Here is a 22,815-nt window from a genome sequence, read left to right as displayed (position 1 = left end):
TCTGTATTGGCATTGAAAGCACATAAGCCCTTAGCAATGCGCCAAGGGCTTATGTGCTTGGGCTTTTGATATCTATTTATGCCGCCTGTAATGCCATCAACTGAGAAACTGTTTTGAACTGATACCCCTCTTTCTGAAGCCTTTTCAAAACTATTTTGGTTGCTGCCACAGTCTGGGATCGATTGCCTCCACCATCATGTAAAAGAATAATAGAGCCAGGCTCCACACTGCAAACGATAGACTCAGCAATTTTTTCTGGATCAGCTGTTTCGTAGTCCTTAGGATCAACATTCCAAAGAATATTTGTTTTTTCTCTACGGGCAAGCTCCCAAGGCAGCCGAACACGCTTTAAACCATAAGGTGCACGAAAATGTATTCTTGATTCGACACCCAAATCAGCTAGTATGTCGTCCGTCTTTTGGATTTCAGAACGGACTGTTGCCAAACTCGTGTCTATTAATCTTTGATGGGAATACGAATGGTTACCTAACTCGTGCCCTTCATCAATCATACGACGAGTTGTTTTGATATTTTTTTCAATATTTTGACCAATTGCAAAAAAGGTTGCTTTTGCATCAAACTCTTTTAATACATCAAGTAAGTTATCTGTATAAGGTGGATTAGGACCATCATCATAGGTCAACGCTAGAACTTTCTCAGTTGTATCCACACATGTAATCATCTTTCCAAACAGCTGAAACTTGTATGATGTTGACAACCAATTTAGGGTGTAACGGCTTAGAAAGCCTAACAAAACGCCGGAGACAAGGGAGATAGCTAGAAAAGAATTCATTTTATATGTGCGCGAGGTGACTCTCTAGGATAGGCATTAATGTACTTTCAGCCTCAAGACCAAAGGGGTTTCGGTATGATGGGAGCTCAGCTAAAGCAAGGATAAATAGATTCTAGTTCTGAGTGGTTTTGAAACAACAATTTCATTGAAACAAAAGCCTTTAGTTACTGCTGAGGCCATGTAAAACCAAACGTTCTAAACCAAATATTTTAGTCACTAGTATGGTATCGGATACTATAAAATACTGACTTATAAGCTAATCGAGAATATTTTATCATAGTAACTTAAATATCTGATCAAGCTATTTAGTGAAAAACTTGAAAACATGGCAATAAAATACTATAAGCGATTAATAATAAGATAAAAGCACCGAATACCCGTAAAATCTCGTTGTATGGGTTTACAAACAGTAGGTTCAACTAGGTTCAACAAGCTTGGCAACAACATGAACCCCACATAGGAGAACACAGATAATATTGAAAGGCTACGCAACAGTATGGAAAGAGCAGCATATCAAAGTAATCTCTTGTCTAGTTACCTGAATATCCTCCAAAGTTGTTCAGCCTTGAGGACAATACTAAACAGGCAAATACACAGAAATTGTTTCGACAGTTGGAAGCATTTTCCAGGCAAAATTGCGAACTTTATGCTTGTTTTCAGCGATCGGACTCGATATGCGTCACTCTCTAATATTTTCTTGACGTAGATGTTTATCGTATTAAGAAACCATGGATCTAGGGGACTTTTATTCTTTGATCAAGTCATACATGAATAAGAATTAAGAATTGGGGAATTGCAAGTAATTATGCCAAAGACTCAAGCAAAACGGCTCGTGCGCAGTATTGGTGCCCAAGCATTGCAAAAGCGAGTGGGCATGCGTCAGGATTTATCTCCCCAGCTCTGGAATATGTCCTATGAAAATAGTGCGCTTACGCTACATGGCGTCAATCTTCAAACTCTTCTGGAGCAATATGGTAGTCCCCTTCATGTATTGAACACACAGAAGCTAGCGCAGAATGCCCATGCCATGATGTATGGGCATCAAAAGCAGCAGATTCTCAATGTTTACTATTCCTATAAAACTCATCCTATTCCCCGCATACTTCAACTCCTGCATAGTTATGGCGTAGGTGCCGAGGTTATTTCTCCTTATGAACTATGGTTAGCGTTACACCTTGGTGTAGACCCTCAAAAGATCATCTACAATGGCCCTGCCAAATCAGACAAGTCCATCGAGATAGCCATTGACCGAGGTATTCGCTTACTTAACGTTAATCATCGCGAAGAGCTAGAGCGTTTTGCTAAAATTTCTCGGCAAGTTGGCAAAAAGGCCAATATTGCAATTCGATTGATATTCGCCAAGGGCTGGAGTGGCCAGTTTGGTCTTGGTGTAGATACTGGCGAGGCGTTAGCAACTTACCGTCAGGCCCTCAGTATGCCTGAGCTTAATGTTATTGGTGTGCACTGCCATCGAGGTGTTCTCTTTGATGGTCTGGATGATGTGGCAGGATACTTGCAAGGTATTAAAGATTTTTTGAATACTTTGTATCAGGAATTTGATTTTCACCCAGAGATTTTGGATGTTGGCGGGAGCATTGCTATTCCAACGGTACGTTCATTTTCAGACTTTGATAAAAAGCTAAGTGAGACCTTCCGTATTGAAGTAAGAGAGCCGACACCACAGGATTATCCTACGCTAGAAGACTTTGCTGAGTTTATTTCTAAGGATCTCACAGGGTATTTTCAAGACGTTAGTCGTCCTATACCGGAGCTAGCTGTTGAGCCAGGAAGGGCAATTACAGGGAATACCCAAGCACTACTATCGCGTATTGTTGATACTAAAGAAACGTCCGAAGCATTTACCTATGGAATTTTGGATGCAGGCATTAGTGTTGCTGAGATTGTAAAGTATGAGTTTCATCAGGTTCTTCCTCTACAGCAGAAAGCTCAGAATCCGAAAAAACTTTATCGCTTAGTGGGTCCTATTTGTCATATGGGAGATACACTCTATCCTGCTTGGCGACTACCTGAACTAGCTAAAGGTGATGCCATTTCCATTATGGATTCTGGGGCTTATTTTGTGCCTGAAGCGCGAGCTTTTTCGTTTCCTAAGCCTGGCATTGTCGGATTAAATAGCAGTGGTGAATCTTTTATGATCCGCAAGTCTGACACTTTCGAAAGCATTATCCATATGGACTGTTTGGCTGACTAGGCCACATGTTTGAAAATTTGTTTTAGAAGAATCTCCTAATTATTTAAGATCTCGTCCTATGGTAGCTATTAGCTCATCTACCCAAGCTCCAATTATGATGACTATGGGAGATTATGGGGGAACCCTCGCAGTTGTGAGGTCCTATGGGAAGCACAATCAGCCTACATTACTGGCTGATCCTAAGACTTCTACACTCACCCATAAATCTCGCTATCTTTCAAAGGCCCTCAAATCCCCACCAGTAGAAGATTTTGAGAGTTTTGTTAACTGGCTAATAGAGTATGGCAAACAAAATCCTGGCGCGTTTCTCTACCCGTCAAGTGATGATATGACATGGTTGATCTCTCGGTATCGTGATCAGTTAAGCGACTATTACAAGCTCTACAGCCCTGATGTTAAAACCATTTATGCGCTGCTGAATAAACCAGAGCTACATGCGATCGCAGAAAAGCTAGGGATTCCTGTTCCCTCTACAGTTGCGCCCACATCCGTAGAAGACCTCAAGGCGCAGGCTCACAAGCTTAGGTATCCAGTATTGATCAAACCTAGAACCCAAATTGGCATGTTGCGACGCCAAAAGGGTCAGGTCTGTGAAACGCCAGAAAAATTACTGGAAATTTACCCAGACTACCAACAAAAATTTTATTACCACCCTCTTCTCATTGACTTTGACCCAGAGGTCAATTGGCCCATGGTGCAAGAATTTCATGCAACCGCCGGTCAAAATACCTACAGCGTCGCTGGTTTTGTTGATGAAAGCCAAGAGATATTCCTAACCCGTGCATCGGCTAAAGTTTTACAATTTCCTATTCGTGTAGGCGTAGGACTCTGTTTTGAAAGCCGTCCTCTGAATCCTAAGGCCATAGACCATCTCAAAAATATCTGTAGAGAAGTTGGCTATTACGGCGTATTTGAAGCCGAGTTTATTGTGCATGGCAACCAGCTATTGTTAATGGACTTTAATCCAAGATTCTATGGGCAAATGGCCTTTGAATTAGAGCGTAAGTTACCATTAGATCAACTAGTTTTAGCCTATGCCAACAATGATTCTGAATATGGCAAAGTTATTCAAAAACAAGATCAGACATGGGACCATCACAAAGTTTATCGTTTTAGTAATCGATGGCGCTTGTGGTTGATTTTGACAACTCAAGCTGTTGTGGGGCGTTTTTCTTGGGCCGAGCGTCGTAAGTGGCTAATCTGGGCCGGTCACACAGACACTGGCTGCGATCCGGTCTACACAGATGATGATCCGAATCCTCGTCGTGCTGATATCCTATCGGTGGTCAAAAGCTGGATCAAGCATCCTCGTAGTACATTTAAGACTTTTTTTGCAGATCTTTGATGGCCACGATTGTTTCCAGTCGCTACTAGTAGGTGCTAAGTTAACAGTATGAACTACTTGGAATCACCTAACTGATATTGCTCATCACATGCCTAGCAAGAGCTGATGCTGCCGTTGTTAGGCATTAAACTTCATCCATATAACAAGTTGAACCGCGTAGTCACCTGAGGCAGAAGACTGCGCATTTTAATATGACTAGAGCTTAGCTAAACTTCTTGTATACTTTAGTCTTAAAAAAGATAGCACCAAAGTGTCTAGAGAGTGACTTTGGCACTTCTGATAATAGGGTTTGATAAAATAAAGGATATTTCAGAGATTCTAACCCAGCTCTGAAGAGTTTTCCTCGCTTGAGAAAAGCAACGACCTTATAATAGTCTTTTAGTTTTTTCGTCTCTTTAAGCTTTAGATTTAACGCATCAACCAGCTCTGTATTTTGCTTTAGATAACTAGCTTCATCTTTGAAAAAACGCCTGACCGCTGCACATTCTTCATTTAGTCTTTCAACTTTGTTGGTGCTGGTCGTTAATGCACCATCCCTAGACCGATAGTAATAGTAGGGTTCTGGCAACAGCAGAAATTTTGCACCTCTCACCAAGCAGTCTAAGTCTAACCAAAAGTCCTGTGAAACTTTGATCTCTGGCTTATAGGTGATATTGTTCTCAACGAGCAACTGTCTGCGAAAAAGTGGCTTGCTGAATCCTAGCTCTAGACCTTGTCTGCCCTCAATATCAGAGAGGACAAACGACACAGGATTAATAGCGAGAACATCAACAATAGATGGATCATGGTACTCAATCATTGTTGTTCGAGGTTCTGTTTCTCCATCTTCAATGATGTAAAAATCATCCGCCACCATATCTGCTTGATTTTCCTTCGCAAAGGTTAAAAGTCGCTCCAATCGCTCAGGTGCATACCAATCATCAGAATCTAAAACCGCAACCCAATCTCCAGTTGCTTCTTGCAGAGCCCGATTTCGCGCAGCCCCTGCCCCTCCATTTTGTTTTTGACAAACTAACTTTAACCGATCATCCTGTATTCCTTTAAGAACCTGGACAGTTCCATCTGTAGAAGCATCGTCAACAACTATGATCTCAAAATCCTCAAACGTTTGAGACAAAACTGAGTCAATCGCTCGCTTAATATAGGTTTCAGTGTTATATGCAGGAACTATAACTGATACTTCTGGCTTCATAATAGTAGTGTGAACTTATCTAAGTGTGTCTGCTCCCAATAGAAAAAGTGACTGGTGGCCAGTAACCTGACCACCGGGTAGATTAGGATTCTAAAAATACTTTAGTTTCTACACAGGTAACCTACCTGTCTATGTCACGATTATCTCCTTAGCTGTCGTCACTAAAAAACATTGGTCAGAACGATGAAATAGAAACTTGGGGTTGCGATCGCAGCCTATATTCACACTACAGTGGTAATTGCTTTAGAACGGGAAGAAGCAAACAAGGATTTACCATCAAAGTGCTCTGGAATGGGTGCACCCAAGGATGATAGGAACGTAGGCGCTAGATCGACAACGTGACCATTTTGCAACGTTTCACCAGCTGGAATTGCGGCACCCTTAGCCACAAAGAAACCACGAGAACGATGACCACCAGGACGATTAAATGTCACTGGGCCAATCCGTCCTAGAGTAGTGCTATCGACCACATCGGTTGGTAACTCGTGCCAAACAACCACCAAGTCTGCATCGGGTAGAGTTGGATTATCGTCCAACGGATCCTGACGGGTGCGTAGGACTTTTTTCACCAATGGCTGGCCCGTACGACCATCAGTCAGCTCATACAGCATGGCTGTAATATCTTCACATAGTGCATCGTACTCATCAGGAGTGACCTTGCCATCTCCCTCTCGTCCCTGCAAATTAATGCGAATGTGACCATCCGCAAAGGCAGGCAGCGCAAAGGCTTTCATGTCTGGCCATAGGGGAGAAAAGGCCATGCCAGGCATCCATCCTAAGTGAGGCTGAGTAGACTGTAGCAATCGTGGTGATGCCAATCCATCCTGGGTTTCACTTAACCACTTCTTAGGTGTCCAAGTATTAATCAATCGCTTGATCGGATTAGGCTCATTAATCTTGCGCCAAACCTCATCTGGCCAGGAGCGACGAATGGGTCGCTTAATGGGTGGAGGTGGTGTGGTACCTAGCTTACCGGGAGCCAGCCCCACCTTACCTGGGAAGTTAAACCGATACATGATTTCTCCTAGGAAAAACATGCTTAACAAATCTGTGAGGTTGGCCCCTATCCCGTGGACAGAGTAGCAAAATACCGTTGCATCCTCTGGAGCTGCGGCTAAGATTTCGCCAATAGCCCAGTCGACCTTTTTGTATACGGCCAACAGTGGGTCAGTTTTACCACGGCGATAGGTGTGCAATGGATGATCCGGTTGGCTCTGATCGTAAAGATCATGGCCAGCGGAGTGGGTATCACCAAAAGTAGTCAAGAACAAATCCCAAGCATCTCGTTGGAGCAGATCTTTGCAGACATCTACCCGCTTCTCAATACTTTCCTGAAGAGCCGTTTGAATCCAATTTACGTAGGTAGGGTCCCACCAGCGACCGTTATCGTTATGCAATACCGGATTACGACCATGCTTTTCGACAATATCCGAAAACAGTTCTTGAGGTTGCGAATGGCTTTGAACAAAGGGAAAGTGGCCGCCCCAACCCAGGATTTGTGCACCTTTAACTTGGTCACACAGGGCTGAAACTGGAATATCAAATGCTGCGACTCGATAGTCATCGCCTAGCGCATAAAAAGGAGAAAAGTTTTTATAGTCATAGCCACTCTCGACTTCGTCACACACGACGCTGTAGCTTTCTGGAGAATATTCTATAGTGTCCCAGAAGCCTGTTTTATTGGGATAACAACCCGTGGAAAAAACCACCCAAGATGGTTCTGTAGAGGAAAATTCTGCCTCGCCGCTAACATAGGGAACCGTATTTGCTAGCCGACCATAGGTGCCTTCTTTTCTCAGTCGGGCAAGGTTAGGTAACAGCCCTTGATCCATCCAGGGCTCCAGTAGGGTAGGATCCGCTGCGTCTAAACCAATACCAATAACGGGTGTCTTTGTCATAAGATTAGTCGGGACAGATAATAGAGCTAGGATACAAATACTAGATGCGCTAAACAGAGAAATTGTTTGCCATCCAGGGTGTTGTTAATCAATAAAAAACACTAAGGGCTAATTCCTAAAGTTAGGCTGAAGAAATCAGCAGATATACGGAGTTTTTGGAATCTAGGGGGTCTTATGTCTGGGTCCTCAATAACAATATTGCCTAACAGACATACTCGATTTTGGAAGCAGATGGTGACAAAATCATTTCCTGATGTGGAATAGTCGTAATGTTTTAGACAAATAGATCGACGATGATGTTTGTCTGGATTGTATTTGGTGGGCATCGCATGGCAACGGGCAGGTAATTCAGAATTCCCCTATAATCATCGCTAAATACCGAAATCCTGTGGGGGCAATGCCTCGTGCTTGCCCGCGAGGTGCCGATGGTGCGATCATATTTGTCAATACCATGGTCAGATAATCAAAGGGTTGAACAATGGCATAAGGTTATCTAGGGCACCCACAAGGGGATGCCCCTACCCACTACACCAGGGCATCTGTAATCATTCCTCGTCTATTTGGGATGCTGCTCACGGCTGTGGGTTCTGAACTTGCAATTGAATTGATTATCAAAATTCTGTACAGATTACGATTTGCGGAAGCGATGGCTTGGAGTAAGCTGCAAATCGACCCGAGGGTTGATAAACCGATACGAGTACTGGAAAAATGAATTCGTCCATAATTCAGGCGCAATTCAATATGGGCAAAGTAAGGTAGCTCCATTCTTTTAGGTAGTTGACTGTCTGGAATCGAACTACACACCAAGTTATGCAAAAGCCCTTATCACTATTTGAATTGCTGATTCCTAGGCGACCCGTATCACATCAGGCTAAGGATCGAGCCAATTTACAAAAGTGGAAAGACTTTGTGTATGGTCGTGCGCGTCTTAGTTGGCAGGGAACTCCATTGACTGAAGACGGGCTTCGACTAACGTTAGTCTATCTGTGTGATGATGCACCTGCCGATATTGATAACGTAATCAAGCCAATTCAGGATGCTCTGGTTGGAGTTGTGTTTGCTGACGATTTTCAAATTACGGATGTCGACAGCCATAGACGGTTTCTTTCTGAGGAAATTGACATTACGCATCTGCCATCATTACTGCTGCAAGGATTAGTATTAAGTCAGGAGTGTGTTTATATTCGCGTTTCTTTAGCTGAGGCATTAGACCGTTACCTATGAGTGAATCAACTAAGGCTCTCTACAATCAGAAGGTTGAGGCAACGGCTAAGGAGCTTCAGGAAAAGGGGTATGACGTCATTGTTGAACCGTCATCGGACAGTATTCCGTTTGCGCTGGGTGGCTATACACCAGATTTAGTTGCATTTAGGGGCAATAACGGCATTATCTTGGAAGTAAAAGAGAGTTCTGCGCGGTTCTCGGTGGATAGATTCCAAGAATTGGCGGAACGGATTGCAGCCCATGAGGGCTGGAGATTTTTGTTGGTTACCTTAGATGATGTAACGGATAGTTTATTCCCCAATGGTGATGATGGGCTGCCTTCTTGGACAACACTCCAAACAAAATTGGCGTCTGTAGAAACTCTCATTCAAAATGAGATGCTGGAACCGGCATTGCTATACCTTTGGAGTTGTATAGAGGGACTCCTGAGAAAACAGGCTATGGTGCAGAAGCTACCCATAGATAGGCTTCCTCCTGTTAAGTTGGTGAATCATATGTATTCCAGCGGTGAAATTTCGATGGATGAATTTGATGTGATTCGAGCAGCTTTGGAAAAACGTAATCGAGTAGCTCATGGATTAGTGACTTCCTTAAGCACTGATGACGAACTTGAAGGGTTACTCACAACAACTCGTTTGCTAATCGAAAAGTGGCAAGGGACTATTTCTTCGAAAATGACTCCTTAGCTTTCTCAGATAGAGCAAATTAAATTTATATATTCTCATAAGCGCGTAGGGCTCCGTTGCCATCAAGCAACACACTTTTAGAGTCTTTAGGCTTCTACTGGCAATTTGCTCGACAGCCCTTTAAGTTCCTGCAATGACATAGAATCTTTTTTTAGATCGCAATTATACTGGCAACCTTTCTCTTAAGTAATTAATCTTCTATGTGCTCTAATTTTGTTTTCTATCACCTCAATTTTTTCTAGAAGACAGCCATTTTCTTTGTACTTTATCGCCATCTCCAAAAGAGACTTCCTACTATGTTTAACTTCTCTATTTGAATAGCTTAGAAAACGCAAAAGTGCTGACATCAACAACTTACCTCGTAGTTTCAATTGATAATCATTATGGATTGCTTGTCTAATCTCGTCAGAAGGTTCTTTATAAGCTACCATCTCAAGAAATTTTTCACATAGCTCTTCCCGACCTTTCACACATATTCTATTGATATTATGTGCAATCTCAGGCTGTTCTCCTGAAGATAAGTACTTTTCTATTTCAAAGGCATACCATTTGCACAATTCGAAAATAATTTTTTGATGTCTTACTGCTTCATCCTTATCTAGCAAATTTTCCAGGTCCGAACCAGCATAAACATCATTTTCTATACTATACCCATCAGTCCATATAATAGAACTATACTTTTCGGGAATCTTGCTGTAGAGCCAGACATCTTTATCCGCTAGAAATATTACTAATTTATCATCACCCAAATCTCCAATCCTTTCATATACTTTAAGAAGAGTTTCTCTTCCATCACAAACTAGAAAATTTATTTTTTTTGAAGTCAATCTAAGTTTATTTTCAAGCCATCGATAAATAATCAACTCATCTTTCCCTTCAACAATAATATTTATTAATTCACTTCTTTGTAGGGATTTTAGAATTTCATTAGCCGTTGTTTTACTCTCTGACATTAGAATCCTCCTGTATCACCTCTCTCAGGATTCAAAATGATTTCTTTATCTTCATATTTAGAATAGATAAATGGTGAATGTGTTGCAACTATAAACTGATTTTTTGTGTTTTGATCGAGCAGTGTTGGAAATAACAATCTTTGCCAGTCTACATGAAGACTAAGTTCTGGCTCATCAATAAAAATTGGGCATCCTAAAACAAACGAGTTATAGCATAAAAAACTTAGCATCTGTTTTTCACCTGCAGACAGCTGTGACGAGTCCACCTGATTTTCTCTATTCCCCAAAGTTATAGATTCACTTATCTTTATTCCTTCATGTTGAAACATATCGAAAACCAACTCTGACAGAACAGAAAAAGGTTTCAATGTGTTTTCTTGATATGATTTAACTTCGCTAACATTCGACTGTATCTCGTTTAGAATTTGCGAGGAATTTTCATGCTTATCTCGATCTTCACTCCCCTTATAGTCATCAATCACTTTAATAATATTGCCTGACAATTCTCTATAGCGTTCATTAATTGTTTCAGATGCGTCTGCGTACTTTGTAGTGATCAATCTAACAATATCTTCAGTAGATATTGAACACACAAATCGGTGATTCTCATCAGATAATCTTTCGGAAAGCTCATTGAAAGATGCATATATTCTATCAACACGCCTATGTTTTATAGAGCGTCGTTTTACAGATAGATCTAAAGGAAAACTCGTAGGATCGACAGAAAATCCTCCTTCAACTCTTCGAAATGTTGGGAAAAATATAGTTTTCCCCATTGAAGAAGCAACCAATTGGTTTATTTCTAAAAGATTTCTTCCTATCAGTTGTTCAGGCAAATGCGTTGTTTTTTTACTGAGTTTAATTTTTTCCGAATCTTCTGAGTTACTAGCATGAGGGAGAAATTGAATAAAACGCTCTAATTTACCTTTATTATTGGCTTCAAAGTAGATACGTAAACAAAAAGAGTCTGTTATCACTTCAGCACTTTCAAAATCAACTTCCTGAATAGCCAGTTCAATATTGCCACTAATGAGACACCACATTAGCTTTAATAAAGTTGTCTTGCCGGAGCCGTTACGGCCAGTAAGAATATTCAGGTCATCGTTAAAAATAAGGTTGTAAGACAGTTGTTGGTTTAATTTTGTTACTTTGAAGGATCGGATATACATAATTTTCCATACGTAACCAGTTATTTTGATTTAAATCATTAAGTTGCTAATCTACACGTGTCAACATAGTCACCCTCGGATCAATAATCTTTTTACCTAATCCAGGAAATTTAATAGCCAAACAAATCTTATTGCCAGCACCAAAAATGTGAGTGATGGTGCCTTCGCCAAAGGCACCGTGTATGACCTTTTCACCAATGCCCCAATCATCCTCATGGGTCCCCGGCTTTTGTACCTTAGGTTCAGGATTTTTCAACTTTGCTGTGCGCTTAGGTGTCACCTCTAATCGAGGCAAAGCTGTCGCTGTATTTGCCAGGATGTAGTCCTCTGGTAGCTCGCCTAAAAACATGGAAGGTGTGGCAATCTCTCGCATATTCCCGTACAAACGCCGTTCCCGCGCATAGGTCAGAAATAATCTCTCCTGAGCGCGGGTAATACCCACATAACAGAGGCGTCGCTCCTCTTCGATGGCGGCGGCATCATCCAATGATCGGAAGCTCGGGAACAGCCCCTGTTCCATCCCCACCACAAACACCACTGGAAACTCTAATCCCTTCGATGAGTGCAACGTCATCAGGGAAACTGCATTGCTCTGCTTATCATCGTCCATATCTGAACTCAGCGCAGCACTGGCCAAAAATGTCAGCAATGTGGCATCTTCGTTCTCTTCTTCAAACTGGATGACGGCGTTATATAACTCATTAACGTTCTGGATGCGATCTAGATCTTCATCAGTGCCCTTATCTCTCAAAGCCCGAATATAGCCAGAGTCTTCGATCACCTCCTGCACTAATTCTGAAGCAGGCACGGTTTCTACCCGTTGCTGCCAGCCCTGGATCATAGTGGCAAAGCGGTTAACTGACTTACTGGCACGACCGGCTAAAGTTTTTACGGATGTGTCATCCGACAGAATTTCCCACAGGGGCATCCCTAACTCACCAGAGGCCTTTTCCAGATTCTCCATGGTGGTTTTACCAATGCCACGTCGGGGTGTGTTGATCGCCCGCTTGAGACTTACCGTATCGGCTGGATTGGCAATGAGTCGTAGATAGGCGAGGACGTCCTTAATCTCACGACGATCATAGAACTTAAGGCCACCCACCACTTTGTGGGGCACACTGTAGCGGGTGAGCACCTCCTCGAAAGAACGAGACTGGGCGTTGGTGCGATACAGAATTGAAAAGTCTCCCCACTTTAGCTCAGGATTCTTGTCTATGGAAATGCGAATCTGGCTCACAACATAGTCCGCTTCGGCTCGTTCATCGTCGGCTTTATAGCAGAAGATAGATTCCCCTGTGCCCCTGGTGGCTCGAAGAACTTTATCGATGCGCTCGGTGTTGTTTTCAATTAGATGGTTAGCGACTTCGAGAATGTTCGAGGTGGAGCGATAGTTCTCTTCTAGCTTCACCATGGTACGGGTATCGTCATCCGATAGCCCATCACCAAAGTCGCTCTGGAAATTCATCAGAATGGTGAAGTCGGCAGCACGGAAAGAATAAATAGACTGATCGGCATCACCAACGACAAATACAGATCGCTGATTCCAGTCTTCAAAGACTTTTGTGGTGGGGGCATTATTGGTGGCAAGTAGCCGCAACAGATCGTACTGGGTGCGGTTGGTGTCCTGATATTCGTCCACCAGCATATGGCGAAAGCGGCGGTGCCAGTAGCCCAACACTTGCTCGTTCTGCTGAAACAGCAAGACCGGAATGCGGATCAGATCATCAAAGTCGAGGGCGTTGTTTTGGGCCAGTCCCTTTTGGTAATGGCGATACACATCAGCGATGACGCGCCCTTTAAAGTTGGGGTTCTCCTTTTCGTACTCGTCAGGATCGAGACCCTGGTTTTTGGCATTGCTGACGGCGTATCGGACAGAGCGGGGATTAAACTTGCGGTCGTCCAGGTTGAGGGTACTGACGACGATATTTTTGACCAGGCTCTGGGCATCGGATTCGTCAAAAATTGTAAACGCTTTGGTCCAGCGATGACCGGCACGGCTTTGGTATTTTTCGATATCAAAGCGCAAGATGCGGGAACAGAGGGCGTGGAAGGTGCCGATCCACAGGTCTTTAATAAAAGTTTTGTAGACGTAGGAGCGCAGCTGGGTTTGCTCGTAGTCGGGCAGCAGGTGTAGGGGCTGCCCGTGGCGACCGAGGGCTTCCTGCTCGGCAAACAGCTTTTCGATGCGCTCTTTCATTTCCTTGGCGGCCTTATTGGTAAAGGTCACCGCCAGGATATTTTCGGGGTCCACACGGTGGTTGAGGATCAGGTTGGCAATGCGGTAGGTGAGGGCACGGGTTTTGCCAGAACCGGCCCCGGCGACCACAAGCAAGGGTCCACAGAAATGTTCGACGGCCTGACGTTGAGCGGCGTTGAGCTGACTGAGGAAATCGGCTGGTGTGATCATTGTGGCAGTGGGTTAGGGGAACGGCGGCCGGGTGATGCGCTGAATCAGTATTCTAATGTAACGGATCTAGTGTGGATGGGAGCGGTTGTATGGTCATAAATGCAACGATTATTGGCTGTGGCTATGTGGGTAAGGAGGTGGCTCGACTGTGGCAGCAGCAGGGCCTGAGGGTAACGGTGACGACGACCAGCCCAGAGCGTGTCGAAGAGTTACAAACTGTGGCGGATCGCGTACGGGTGTTCAGGGGAACGGAGCCAGAGGCGGTGCAGGATTGTTTAGTGGATCAGCAGGTGGTGCTGGTATGCGTGGGGTCAAAGCGCGGGGCGAACTACAAAGAGACGTACCTGGGAACGGCAAAGACCCTGGCGGAGGTGCTGCCGAATACGCAGGTGCAGCATCTTATATATACAAGTACGTACTCTGTGTACGGTCAGCATCAGGGGGCAACGGTCACTGAAGCGACGACCGTAAAGCCTGCAACAGCTAATGGTGAGGTGATTGCGGAGACGGAACAGACATTGCTGGGCTTAGGGGGGGTAAAAGTATGTGTGTTACGGCTGGGAGGAATCTATGGACCGGGCCGGACATTGGAGAGGATTTATAGTCGGGCAGCGGGTCAGACGCGACCGGGCACGGGCGGTGAGTGGGCAAATTGGATTCATCGGGATGACATTGTGGGGGCGATTGATTTTGCGCGATCGCACGCCCTCTCAGGCATCTATAACGTAGTGCAGGATGAGATTCCAACGGTTAAGGAATTGATTAATGAGGTGTGCGATCGCTACAATTTAGCCCCAGTGCACTGGGATCCATCGCAGCCTAGTGCAAGAGCGTACAATGCAAAGGTTTCGAATGCAAAAATTAAGGCGGCAGGATACCAGTTCGTACATCCGCAATTTTTTGATTCGTAGGGGCACTGTAACGTTGCAGCACATGCCTATTGCACATTCACATTAATCACCGACCCATCCTGCGGCCCCAAAATCACCTCCAGCGGTCTCTGATCCGCATGGGCTTTAACGGCTTGACGGTAGACCTTATAGCTAGTGGGTAGAGTTTTCTGCTGTCCGGGTTGATCCACCGTCAATGTATAGTCAACGGATTTGATCAGCTCAGGTGATTCGGGCTGCTCGTTTTCGCCCTGGCGAGCTTCAACATCATCCACGGTAGGTTTGGGGGGAAGTTCGGGCCACCAGAGACCTTCGTTATCTGGACCGGTAACGGCCAGGCCAGGTCGGACACCATTTTGGTTTTCTAAGGAAGTAGAGGCGAATTTTTCGAGCCGGGTGTCGTTGGGGCGATCGCGACCGTCGGCGCGGTTGTAGCGTACTTGCCAGGTATAGGTAACGGTGGCATTAGCACTATAGTTGGTGGTGGCAAAGTTGGTTGTGACGGGTTCACAGGCTGCGATCGCAATGCACAAAGCAGCTATGGTGATGGGTTTCATTATTGATCGCTCAATTTTTGATTTCAGGATAGCCGCTTATGCCTAATTTTTATACTTTAGGTAAGGGTGTTTCAAAGAAGGTCACCCACCCCCACCACATTGTCCGGGGCGAGGGTTAGGGGATGGCTTCAAGTATCCAGCCCCAGGATCGGCACCGCGTCCAGCCTGAAGGTCATTCGCTTACAAAAGTTTCCTCAAACGTAGCGGAGAATTCATGAAAGGCAACTCCCGACCTAGCTCCTAAGAATCTGAGTCGCCAATTTTTGCAAAAGTAAAGCCGCCGCCCGTCAGGGGTTTCATCTGGCGAAAATCCGAATGGTCTCATTCGGCGTTCTTGCAAAAACTGGTGCAGTTCCAGCCCATTTCTAATATTGCCAGAGACAGCCCATCGACTACGAGATCTCTGTAACTGATTCCGCCTGCCACGAGAGACCATCGCATTTTCAGCCGCTTCGATCTCGATTGGCCGCATTGCAAACGATGAGCGATCTCCGGGTCTGCCAATGTATGGAATATCAGGGTAAGGCACTGATTACTTAACAACCCCCCTCAGCCGAACATCTGTTGAGCCCGACGCTGTTGAGGCCGCAAACCTCACGGACTGATACCGCGCTACATTTAACTCCAGCCATGCCGACGCGCCACCTGCCAACGTTCTCGGATCGCCAGCCGGAAATCCGATCGCACTCGACGCAATCACGGGGTTCAATGTATTACCAGTCTGCCGCCCTGCATTTGTGTCGTAGTCTGCCGCACTCTGAGCAAATGGATTAAAAAACCCGCCCAGGTCAGAGTGGTAGCGGGCAGAGCACACAAATGTGTTAAGCGCTGTGGCTCCAGTATTCTCAATCTGGATGCCCATCGTTCTCGAATTCGAGACATCTACAATGACAATCTCAGTTGGTGAGGCTCCGACGCTCACCACCCCTGAATCAAACTCAGTCGTTCGGGATTCGCGTAGTAGTGCCTTTAGAATTGAGATCGCGCTAGCATCAACTGTCTCATCGGCTGCCGCAGCGTCCCCGACTACACCCAGTGCATCACTGTAGAACTTCTGGCCAACAATCTGCACGATACCATCAAGCCCGAGATCTTCGCCGCGAATTTTTAGCGCGGTTTCGTTGCCGTCCAGGACGTCGTAATCAAAGTTGGCCATAGCGTGAGATCGGTGGAACTATTGTTAGTTTAGCTTGAGCCACTAGAATGCGATCGCACTCGCCCTTCTCGAATAATTCAACACCAAATTAGCTTGGGGCGGCTCTCTGACAACCACAGCCCTGGATAGGAGTGATAGCACAGTCGAAGGAACTTCGATTTCAGCTTCGTAGTATGCGCCTTCCGCCCAGTTTGAGAATTTCCCTGTAGAGAGCAAGCTGGCCACACGCACTTGATAAATCGGATCGTACAATACGCCCTGAAAATCGTAGGAAACGCCCTGGGTTGTCGCTTGGCTTTGCCATTGGCCAAACTGTCCGCGTTTATATTCCAGGATGTAGCCTGATACAAAGGCAGCATCGGCTGGCGGCTGCCAGCTAACTTGCAGCACATAACTACCAGAATCTAGTACCAGCAAGACGACATTAATATTAGATGGTGGTGATGCTACAGCTGGCGCTACATCCCCAGGAATCTCCTGCGGCGAGATTGGGATACCTTGCTCTATTCGGGCCTCTTTATCGGGCAGATAAATAGAGCCGAACACCTCAATCGTCGATAGGTCACCTTCTTCTGAGTTAATGGTCAGGCATCGCCATATACGCCCCGGAACAGTGGTGATCGCCCAACTCGCACCCGCCACCGGAGCCGCGCTAAATGTAGTCGTTACAATCAGCTGGTCGGTTGAGCCGGGGTTGTTGGCAAGTAGCCTACGCTCAATCTCTCCTGATGGCGTTATTACCTCTACGTGGACTGCGCCGCCCGGTATTGTCACAGTGCGGTCTAGGTACAACTCGGTGGCTGATGCATTAAGGAGAAGCCCTGCTGAGATCGCGGCGCTATAGCGATTATCGTAGATCGTAAATAATTGCCCTGGACGCAGACCAGCCGCGCTGCCTCTAGCTTGGAAATTTATCGTATCCGTCTCGTAGAAATTAGTGACCAGTTGATAGAGTCCTGCCCTGATCGCCTGCGACCTGGAATAGCACCCATAGGCAGTAAATTTGGTTTCGCGATAGCCATAGACTGCGAACGCCTCCTCTAATTCGACCGGCTCTACCGTGGGTTTAAATTGGTCATCCGGGTCGTGCCAGGTGACCAGGGCGACCGAATACCGCGAATTTAGGTCGCTTGATGCATACGTGAAGCTGCCATCAACTGCATCGGCGTTTGTAAATTGAAATTTTGACGTCCCTGGGCGGTCTTGCCAGAACCGCATTTTTTCACCATCAAAATACCGATGCGCGTTGCAGTTGCTCAGCACGTCATCAATGTGTTTGAACCCTTGGGCTTCGGTTTGGATTAGGGTAGACAGCCGGAATCTACGCTCCAGATAGCCCAACCCAGAGTTAATTTTTTGGTTGTTATAAGCGCTAATCTCTGCGAGATCCATTAGGTCAACGTCATTGATCGAATAATCACTGCCATAGCCATACATCGGGTCTGTCAACAGAAACAGAGCAATCCATGCTGGGTCGGATGTTGGCTGCGGTGAAGGTACTAGGCGTCCATTCCATGGAATGGGCTGTCCGTTTCCGCCCAATATTGGATCAAGCCCACCCGCTAGTGGGTTCAACGAATCTGTCAGCCCCGCAACCGCTACACGCATATTGCTCGGAATCAAAATTCTCCCAATCATTCCGCCGATACGGTAGCTACGCCTCGGCGCACTGTTAAATTGCTCTGCCCCAAATTGCATCGCCACGACATGTAGATTTGGGTACGTTGGCGATGTCGTGATTATTTCTTGGTAGCTTTGCCATCGCAATTGACGAAGCTCAGTTTGGTCTCCTTCATCAATATCAGGACTCGCTTTGACCATCCGTATCGAAAAGTCACGGACACCGATCGTTACGGGGATGAATGCCTCAAATTCTCTAATCTGCGGGAAGCGATCGTTGATCGTCCGGTCATACCGCAGCACAAACGGGCCAATACCTTGTTGTACAAAAATCTGAACGCGAACCGCGTTGCCCTTTACGTCGCCGTCATCTTCTCTGCGCTCCAGCACAACACCAAAACGGACAATAACGGCATCAATCTGATCGTTGGAAAATGTTCGAGTGACGAACTGGGTGTTTTTTACCTCAACACCAACACCTGTCTCGCTAGACTGATAAGTGCCGAAACCTTGTAAAGGAGCCTCGACATTACGACCTGCCCTTTGCTGAAACAGCAGGTCTGAAAAATTTCGGCTACCGTCTAAATTTTCAAGTGGCGTTCCATCTAGGAATACATCCCGAATCGTTCGCACGCCTCGGCACGGCCCTGCACTCAGAATCTCAACAACCTGGGCGTAAGAATCAGACGGGTTCCCCGCATCCTGAGTTTTGGGCTTTCGTTGTTTTCTGCCGCCGCCCCCACGACCGCTTATTAAATGCTGATCAACCATCGAGAGCCCCCACAATTAAATCGCATTCAACCAATCCGCCGCATTAAACTCGGTCACTTTCTGAGACAAGAATGAAAATGCAGCAGAGGATGCATCGGCTACATCGGTTACACCGGGCACAGAAGATCCATTAAACTGTGCCAGCCAGCCCACGTATTGGTCTGTCCAGGCGCGACGCAAGAAATAAACTTGTCCTTGAGACAATGCGGTAGCGAATGGCAAGAATCGCTGTAATTTATCACCGGTTGGTTTGTCGGCGCTATAGCTAAAACCAGCTAGCCGATCTCGCATCGTTTGTGACCATTTTAGGCCAGCGCTACCGCCCTCTAGCTCGGTCGAGACATAAACTTCAGCCCCATCCATTTTTGCAGTATGAACAATAAGGTCGTCCCCCGCAATTGGGTCTAAGCGATCGCACAACACATCCAGCACTATGTAGATGCCATCGCAGGCCAGCATTTTCACTCCAGCCGTATAGTAGGAGGTTGTTTTCGTGGTGGCCGCCAAGTCCCAGGCGCGAACAATGATAGGTTTCGCCTTGGGTGAAAGAACTTCGCTAATGTCGTCAATAAACGTGGGCCATTGACGATTAAAGACATTGCCTGTTTGGAACCGAATTTTCCAGTTACCCCCCTCTAGCCGTGCTCGCTCGACGGGATGCAATGCTTGTAGGTTGGCGCGATAGTCGGGGTCAATCTGAGTGAGGATGGGGTTATCACTCAACTTTGACGGGATAAATGTGAATGACTTAGGCAGTGCATTGGGATATTTCTGGGTTAGTTCAGCTGGTGTATCTGCCCAGATTACCTCGTCGTTAATCGTGATGAAATGCCGCACGGCTCCCGATCTCTCTTCTATAGCAAAGCCATCATCGTCAATCCACCAATCGATAAAGGATGCCAACCAAGAATCTGGGTCTGGGTTGCAGGTGAATCGCATATAAGGCTTGACGCCACAGGTCGAACGATTTCGGGAGAGAAGGTAGAAAGTAGTGGCGCGATCGAAGTGAGTCGCCTCATCAATGATAAACAACGGCACCTGCGAACCCTGCCATCGGTAAGCATCCTTCATGCCGTGCTGCATGTGCGAAAATTTGACTGTGGCTCCGGATGGAAATTTCCAGGTCAAATCATTCTCGCGGGCTTTGCCCCCCAGCGGCATGTAGATTTTTCGCGAGGTCTCCCACAGTCCACCGGGGGCTGTTATTTCGGGGTAGGTTTTACGGAGGATGACGGCGGCAAATTCGGGGTTGTCGATGTGGTAGAGGGGTTCTAGAAGTGCCGAATACGATTTACCACCGCCCGCTCCGCCCCCCGTTAGGGCTAAGTCAACATGGCAACGTGCAAACTTATCTTGCTTCCCTTTCTGTGGCGTGATGGTGCCATCGGGTAAATCTATGCGCTCTGTTGTTCCTTTGTGGGGTAGTGCGATCGTCGAAAACTCAGAAGTGAGGAATCGATAATTGTCAGCGTCGTGTATTTCAAGCCTAGACGATACATCTTGCGGATTATGTTTGATCGGCTTAAGTACCGGAATTGGGACTGGATTCATACTTTTCAACTGTCCATCCTACAGAGTTGTTCTCGTCGGGTATTAATGCCAGCCCATAGCGCTTAAGCGTTGCCCGAGCTTTATTGAAATCATCTCGAATCCCAAAGAAATCAGCCAGTAATCCTAATGCCTGCATTTTGTTGTGCATTTTCAGGCTCTTTTTAATGGTCGTTCCTGACTCGGTAATAGACTCGTTGAAAGTTACAGATTCAATTGCCGCTGTTACATCAGGGGGCAATTCTTCAGAGTTACTAAGTGTTAGTTCAGAGTTATTGAATTTAAGGGTGCTCGTAATGTCGGCGTAGGCAACTCTGGCAATCTCTTCAAGGGTACGCTCTAGCGTGGCAACTGAGCGTGATTCAACTTGGCTGCGGAGATTTGCAAGATAGGCTTGAACGCTACCATTTGCTACCAGCCTTGCTGCGTGGTTCTTTGCGCCTTTTTTAGCATAGCCAGCTCGAATATATGCCGCTGCTCCGTTAAAGTCTTTAAGATATTCACGACAGAATAATTCTTGTTTATCGGTTAATCCTGTTTTGGGATTTCTTGCCACTTACAAAAAGAGATACATTGCATCCATGTTAACTAGCCAGTAAATATCGACATCACAGGCGGCGCTGCATCATCCGGATCAATGCCCTGCTCTAATAGCAAGTCTCTTAGCTCATCAGCAGCGCTATAGCCTGGAGGAATCTCAAACCCATCCGCTAGCCATCTTAAATCTAGCGCCGCTTGCTCCCTGAGGAATGACTTGATCTGTACGCGGTTACCCGTAAAGCGAATGCCGCCGTCTGCTCGTTCTAGGGTCTGGTTGTCATAGTTTTGTCGCTCAATCAATGCCGCTACATAGTGCAGCCGGTAGCGCACATCATCACCGCGCCGTGCGGCTGTATCGTCTAGTTTTGCTAAAATCTCAGACTCGCGACCTGTGTCATTGGTTTGAGTGAGAACCTGAACTCGCTCTAGGGCTACTGAGAGGTCAGAATAGCGATCGCTGATACTCATCATCCACCCCTCGGTACGGCAAAGACAAAATTATCAGAACCCAAACTGTTGGGTGGGGCATTCAAAGTAATAGCCCCACCATTAGTAGCTTCAGACACACCCGTTTGGTAGGCAATCAAATCAGAGTCTGTATCGTCTTCACCTTCGATGAACAACGCAAACGCTCCCACTGTCTGGGCCTCTGCCACTGCCGTAATTGTTGTGTCGGTGAACCTCAGCTCTAGGCGGTCTTCGCTGTCGTTGTAGATCACGCTACTTGATACGTCAGGGCGATCGTAACCCGTGAGTTCGCTGACGGCGATGTCGCTAACAAATTGATGAGTGGAATCGTAAGTGTAGCTCGATAGCAAAATTGCTTTCAGGCTAGGGCTATTCCAAGCGGCCCCTCCCGAAAATAGTGCAATTAATCCTTGCTTAAAAAAGAGCATCAGACTTTCAGTGGCAGTACGATATCTCGATCTCGTGAGCAGTGCGTATTCCAGTTCACCCCAGCACTCAAATCTTGGGGCACATCGACCGTGAGAGAAAGGGGGCGATCGCAAGCGGCTAAAGTAACGCCACCCCAAAGCCCGCCCCGAATCACGACAACAGAGCTTTTAATCTCAGACGCTTCGATAATGCAATCAAAGCAGTACAGAAAGCGGCCATCAGAGAGACAATCAACCTCCATTAGGGTGCATAGGTGTATCCGGACAGCACGGTGAAGCTATCGCCCTGGAATACCAGGTCAAACGATGCCCGTCGCACTTCGTTTTGGTTCCCTGGCTCCTGATAGTTCTGGATCAGCGCGGCCCCCTCTTTTCGCTCACCATCGGGTAGAGTCAGCGTGGCGTAAACCTCACGTCCGTAGAAACCACCACCTTTGAGCGCTACGTTCTGCACCAGCTCGAAGAAAGCCCGATTGTTTGGGCGAATAATGAACGAGCAGTTTACTGTTTTTGACGCCCGAATCAAGGCTACTTCTGTACCGCTGCCAGACTTAGTATCCGTGGTGTCAACGGACGTGTCAGAGGTTGACAAGTCGAACGACTGTAAACCCTCCATCGGCAAAACACCGTCCACAAAGGTTGCAGTGGAACCAACCGGTACGTCTGCCCTGAGCGGGAAAATGGTAGCTGTCACCGGGGTGTCTTCAGTTAATGTCACGTCCTCACTTAGGACTACTTGCACCCGCCGATTGTTAGTGGTGTCTTCAAACGAGAACGACGCGCCAGCATTCAATGTTTGGGTGTCGCCAGTCTCTCCAGCAATATCAATCGTAGTATCGTTGGCTGCAGCCGCGCTCGCTGTCAGTGTAATCGTTGGCGGAGTGCGGCTACCGGTGGGCAACAGCACCAGATCAAGAGATGCATTTTGAAGAATAATTGAACCAACGGCTCTAGGCAT

At 46.2% G+C, this 22,815-nt stretch carries 20 protein-coding genes and 2 pseudogenes; 5 read left to right on the top strand and 17 right to left on the bottom strand.

Going from position 1 to position 22,815, the window contains the following annotated elements; all coding sequences use genetic code 11:
• Positions 1–76: 76 nt before the first annotated feature.
• The gene (locus QGP82_RS05430; protein ID WP_163670730.1) at positions 77–793 is read right to left on the bottom strand and encodes a polysaccharide deacetylase family protein; all 717 of its coding nucleotides are present in this window, start codon (positions 791–793) and stop codon (positions 77–79) included.
• Between the two features lie 805 nt (positions 794–1,598).
• On the opposite strand from QGP82_RS05430, the gene QGP82_RS05425 reads away from it, so the two are divergent.
• A complete protein-coding gene (locus QGP82_RS05425; protein WP_499057546.1) occupies positions 1,599–3,005 on the top strand; it encodes a type III PLP-dependent enzyme domain-containing protein in 1,407 nt (468 codons plus the stop codon).
• 58 nt (positions 3,006–3,063) lie between these two features.
• A complete protein-coding gene (locus QGP82_RS05420) occupies positions 3,064–4,350 on the top strand; it encodes a carboxylate--amine ligase (protein ID WP_499057543.1) in 1,287 nt (428 codons plus the stop codon).
• 202 nt (positions 4,351–4,552) lie between these two features.
• Here the strand turns inward: QGP82_RS05420 and QGP82_RS05415 are convergent, their stop codons facing one another.
• From QGP82_RS05415 to QGP82_RS05405, 3 genes and pseudogenes are all read right to left on the bottom strand, one after another.
• The gene (locus QGP82_RS05415) at positions 4,553–5,542 is read right to left on the bottom strand and encodes a glycosyltransferase family 2 protein (protein ID WP_163670737.1); all 990 of its coding nucleotides are present in this window, start codon (positions 5,540–5,542) and stop codon (positions 4,553–4,555) included.
• A gap of 221 nt (positions 5,543–5,763) precedes the next feature.
• Positions 5,764–7,440, bottom strand: coding sequence for an alkaline phosphatase family protein (locus QGP82_RS05410; RefSeq protein WP_499057540.1), 1,677 nt, complete (start codon positions 7,438–7,440; stop codon positions 5,764–5,766).
• A 194-nt stretch (positions 7,441–7,634) separates the two neighbouring features.
• Positions 7,635–7,766 (bottom strand): annotated as a pseudogene (locus QGP82_RS05405) (transposase); the annotation flags it as partial.
• Between the two features lie 484 nt (positions 7,767–8,250).
• On the opposite strand from QGP82_RS05405, the gene QGP82_RS05400 reads away from it, so the two are divergent.
• Positions 8,251–8,664: a RusA family crossover junction endodeoxyribonuclease gene (locus QGP82_RS05400; RefSeq protein WP_499057537.1), complete on the top strand. Its 414-nt coding sequence runs from the start codon at positions 8,251–8,253 to the stop codon at positions 8,662–8,664.
• A complete protein-coding gene (locus QGP82_RS05395; protein ID WP_499057535.1) occupies positions 8,661–9,350 on the top strand; it encodes a hypothetical protein in 690 nt (229 codons plus the stop codon). The genes QGP82_RS05400 and QGP82_RS05395 overlap by 4 nt, the downstream gene beginning before the upstream one ends.
• Before the next feature lie 182 nt (positions 9,351–9,532).
• Here QGP82_RS05395 and QGP82_RS05390 read toward each other — a convergent pair whose 3' ends face one another.
• The 3 genes from QGP82_RS05390 to pcrA are packed head-to-tail and all read right to left on the bottom strand — an operon-like array spanning position 9,533 to position 13,879.
• The gene (locus QGP82_RS05390) at positions 9,533–10,303 is read right to left on the bottom strand and encodes a hypothetical protein (protein WP_499057532.1); all 771 of its coding nucleotides are present in this window, start codon (positions 10,301–10,303) and stop codon (positions 9,533–9,535) included.
• On the bottom strand, positions 10,303–11,472 hold the full coding sequence (locus QGP82_RS05385; RefSeq protein ID WP_499057531.1) for an AAA family ATPase: 1,170 nt from the start codon (positions 11,470–11,472) through the stop codon (positions 10,303–10,305). The genes QGP82_RS05390 and QGP82_RS05385 overlap by 1 nt, the downstream gene beginning before the upstream one ends.
• 46 nt (positions 11,473–11,518) lie before the next feature.
• Positions 11,519–13,879, bottom strand: coding sequence for a DNA helicase PcrA (gene pcrA, locus QGP82_RS05380; protein ID WP_499057529.1), 2,361 nt, complete (start codon positions 13,877–13,879; stop codon positions 11,519–11,521).
• A 95-nt stretch (positions 13,880–13,974) separates the two neighbouring features.
• Between pcrA and QGP82_RS05375 the strand changes: the two genes are divergently transcribed.
• A complete protein-coding gene (locus QGP82_RS05375; protein ID WP_499057740.1) occupies positions 13,975–14,790 on the top strand; it encodes an SDR family oxidoreductase in 816 nt (271 codons plus the stop codon).
• 26 nt (positions 14,791–14,816) lie between these two features.
• Here the strand turns inward: QGP82_RS05375 and QGP82_RS05370 are convergent, their stop codons facing one another.
• The 10 genes and pseudogenes from QGP82_RS05370 to QGP82_RS05325 all read right to left on the bottom strand — a co-directional run bounded on the left by QGP82_RS05370 (position 14,817) and on the right by QGP82_RS05325 (position 22,815).
• Entirely contained in the window at positions 14,817–15,326 is a 510-nt protein-coding gene (locus tag QGP82_RS05370) for a hypothetical protein (protein WP_499057528.1), read from the bottom strand.
• A 532-nt stretch (positions 15,327–15,858) separates the two neighbouring features.
• A complete protein-coding gene (locus QGP82_RS05365; protein WP_499057527.1) occupies positions 15,859–16,482 on the bottom strand; it encodes a hypothetical protein in 624 nt (207 codons plus the stop codon).
• Positions 16,483–16,524: 42 nt separating this feature from the next.
• Complete coding sequence (locus QGP82_RS05360) at positions 16,525–18,180, bottom strand: phage tail protein (RefSeq protein WP_499057738.1); 1,656 nt, start codon at positions 18,178–18,180, stop codon at positions 16,525–16,527.
• Between the two features lie 96 nt (positions 18,181–18,276).
• Positions 18,277–18,873: pseudogene (gpJ, locus tag QGP82_RS05355) on the bottom strand (TipJ family phage tail tip protein); the annotation flags it as partial.
• A 15-nt stretch (positions 18,874–18,888) separates the two neighbouring features.
• Positions 18,889–20,424, bottom strand: coding sequence for a terminase large subunit domain-containing protein (locus tag QGP82_RS05350; protein WP_499057525.1), 1,536 nt, complete (start codon positions 20,422–20,424; stop codon positions 18,889–18,891).
• On the bottom strand, positions 20,396–20,977 hold the full coding sequence (locus QGP82_RS05345) for a terminase small subunit (RefSeq protein ID WP_499057523.1): 582 nt from the start codon (positions 20,975–20,977) through the stop codon (positions 20,396–20,398). The genes QGP82_RS05350 and QGP82_RS05345 overlap by 29 nt, the downstream gene beginning before the upstream one ends.
• A 32-nt stretch (positions 20,978–21,009) precedes the next feature.
• On the bottom strand, positions 21,010–21,432 hold the full coding sequence (locus QGP82_RS05340; RefSeq protein ID WP_499057521.1) for a hypothetical protein: 423 nt from the start codon (positions 21,430–21,432) through the stop codon (positions 21,010–21,012).
• Complete coding sequence (locus QGP82_RS05335; RefSeq protein WP_499057519.1) at positions 21,429–21,857, bottom strand: hypothetical protein; 429 nt, start codon at positions 21,855–21,857, stop codon at positions 21,429–21,431. The genes QGP82_RS05340 and QGP82_RS05335 overlap by 4 nt, the downstream gene beginning before the upstream one ends.
• The gene (locus QGP82_RS05330; RefSeq protein ID WP_163669010.1) at positions 21,857–22,099 is read right to left on the bottom strand and encodes a hypothetical protein; all 243 of its coding nucleotides are present in this window, start codon (positions 22,097–22,099) and stop codon (positions 21,857–21,859) included. Before QGP82_RS05330 ends, QGP82_RS05335 begins: the two co-directional genes overlap by 1 nt.
• Complete coding sequence (locus QGP82_RS05325) at positions 22,099–22,815, bottom strand: phage tail tube protein (RefSeq protein ID WP_499057518.1); 717 nt, start codon at positions 22,813–22,815, stop codon at positions 22,099–22,101. The genes QGP82_RS05330 and QGP82_RS05325 overlap by 1 nt, the downstream gene beginning before the upstream one ends.

Origin of the sequence: Leptothoe sp. LEGE 181152 (assembly GCF_032906605.1) — a bacterium.
Classification (GTDB): domain Bacteria; phylum Cyanobacteriota; class Cyanobacteriia; order Phormidesmidales; family Phormidesmidaceae; genus Leptothoe; species Leptothoe turfae.
Note: the sequence above shows the minus strand (reverse complement) of the source record. Positions and strands in the feature narration are given on the sequence as shown.

Excerpts from the sequence above, each read along its gene's own strand:
- QGP82_RS05340 (WP_499057521.1), bottom strand. The coding sequence starts at position 21,432 with ATGATGAGTATCAGCGATCGCTATTCTGACCTCTCAGTAGCCCTAGAG.
- QGP82_RS05385 (WP_499057531.1), bottom strand. The coding sequence starts at position 11,472 with ATGTATATCCGATCCTTCAAAGTAACAAAATTAAACCAACAACTGTCT.
- QGP82_RS05370 (WP_499057528.1), bottom strand. The coding sequence starts at position 15,326 with ATGAAACCCATCACCATAGCTGCTTTGTGCATTGCGATCGCAGCCTGT.
- QGP82_RS05390 (WP_499057532.1), bottom strand. The coding sequence starts at position 10,303 with ATGTCAGAGAGTAAAACAACGGCTAATGAAATTCTAAAATCCCTACAA.
- QGP82_RS05415 (WP_163670737.1), bottom strand. The coding sequence starts at position 5,542 with ATGAAGCCAGAAGTATCAGTTATAGTTCCTGCATATAACACTGAAACC.
- QGP82_RS05410 (WP_499057540.1), bottom strand. The coding sequence starts at position 7,440 with ATGACAAAGACACCCGTTATTGGTATTGGTTTAGACGCAGCGGATCCT.
- QGP82_RS05400 (WP_499057537.1), top strand. The coding sequence starts at position 8,251 with ATGCAAAAGCCCTTATCACTATTTGAATTGCTGATTCCTAGGCGACCC.
- QGP82_RS05360 (WP_499057738.1), bottom strand. The coding sequence starts at position 18,180 with ATGCAATTTGGGGCAGAGCAATTTAACAGTGCGCCGAGGCGTAGCTAC.
- QGP82_RS05365 (WP_499057527.1), bottom strand. The coding sequence starts at position 16,482 with ATGGCCAACTTTGATTACGACGTCCTGGACGGCAACGAAACCGCGCTA.
- QGP82_RS05330 (WP_163669010.1), bottom strand. The coding sequence starts at position 22,099 with ATGGAGGTTGATTGTCTCTCTGATGGCCGCTTTCTGTACTGCTTTGAT.
- QGP82_RS05350 (WP_499057525.1), bottom strand. The coding sequence starts at position 20,424 with ATGAATCCAGTCCCAATTCCGGTACTTAAGCCGATCAAACATAATCCG.
- pcrA (WP_499057529.1), bottom strand. The coding sequence starts at position 13,879 with ATGATCACACCAGCCGATTTCCTCAGTCAGCTCAACGCCGCTCAACGT.
- QGP82_RS05425 (WP_499057546.1), top strand. The coding sequence starts at position 1,599 with ATGCCAAAGACTCAAGCAAAACGGCTCGTGCGCAGTATTGGTGCCCAA.
- QGP82_RS05430 (WP_163670730.1), bottom strand. The coding sequence starts at position 793 with ATGAATTCTTTTCTAGCTATCTCCCTTGTCTCCGGCGTTTTGTTAGGC.
- QGP82_RS05335 (WP_499057519.1), bottom strand. The coding sequence starts at position 21,857 with ATGCTCTTTTTTAAGCAAGGATTAATTGCACTATTTTCGGGAGGGGCC.
- QGP82_RS05420 (WP_499057543.1), top strand. The coding sequence starts at position 3,064 with ATGGTAGCTATTAGCTCATCTACCCAAGCTCCAATTATGATGACTATG.
- QGP82_RS05325 (WP_499057518.1), bottom strand. The coding sequence starts at position 22,815 with ATGCCTAGAGCCGTTGGTTCAATTATTCTTCAAAATGCATCTCTTGAT.
- QGP82_RS05395 (WP_499057535.1), top strand. The coding sequence starts at position 8,661 with ATGAGTGAATCAACTAAGGCTCTCTACAATCAGAAGGTTGAGGCAACG.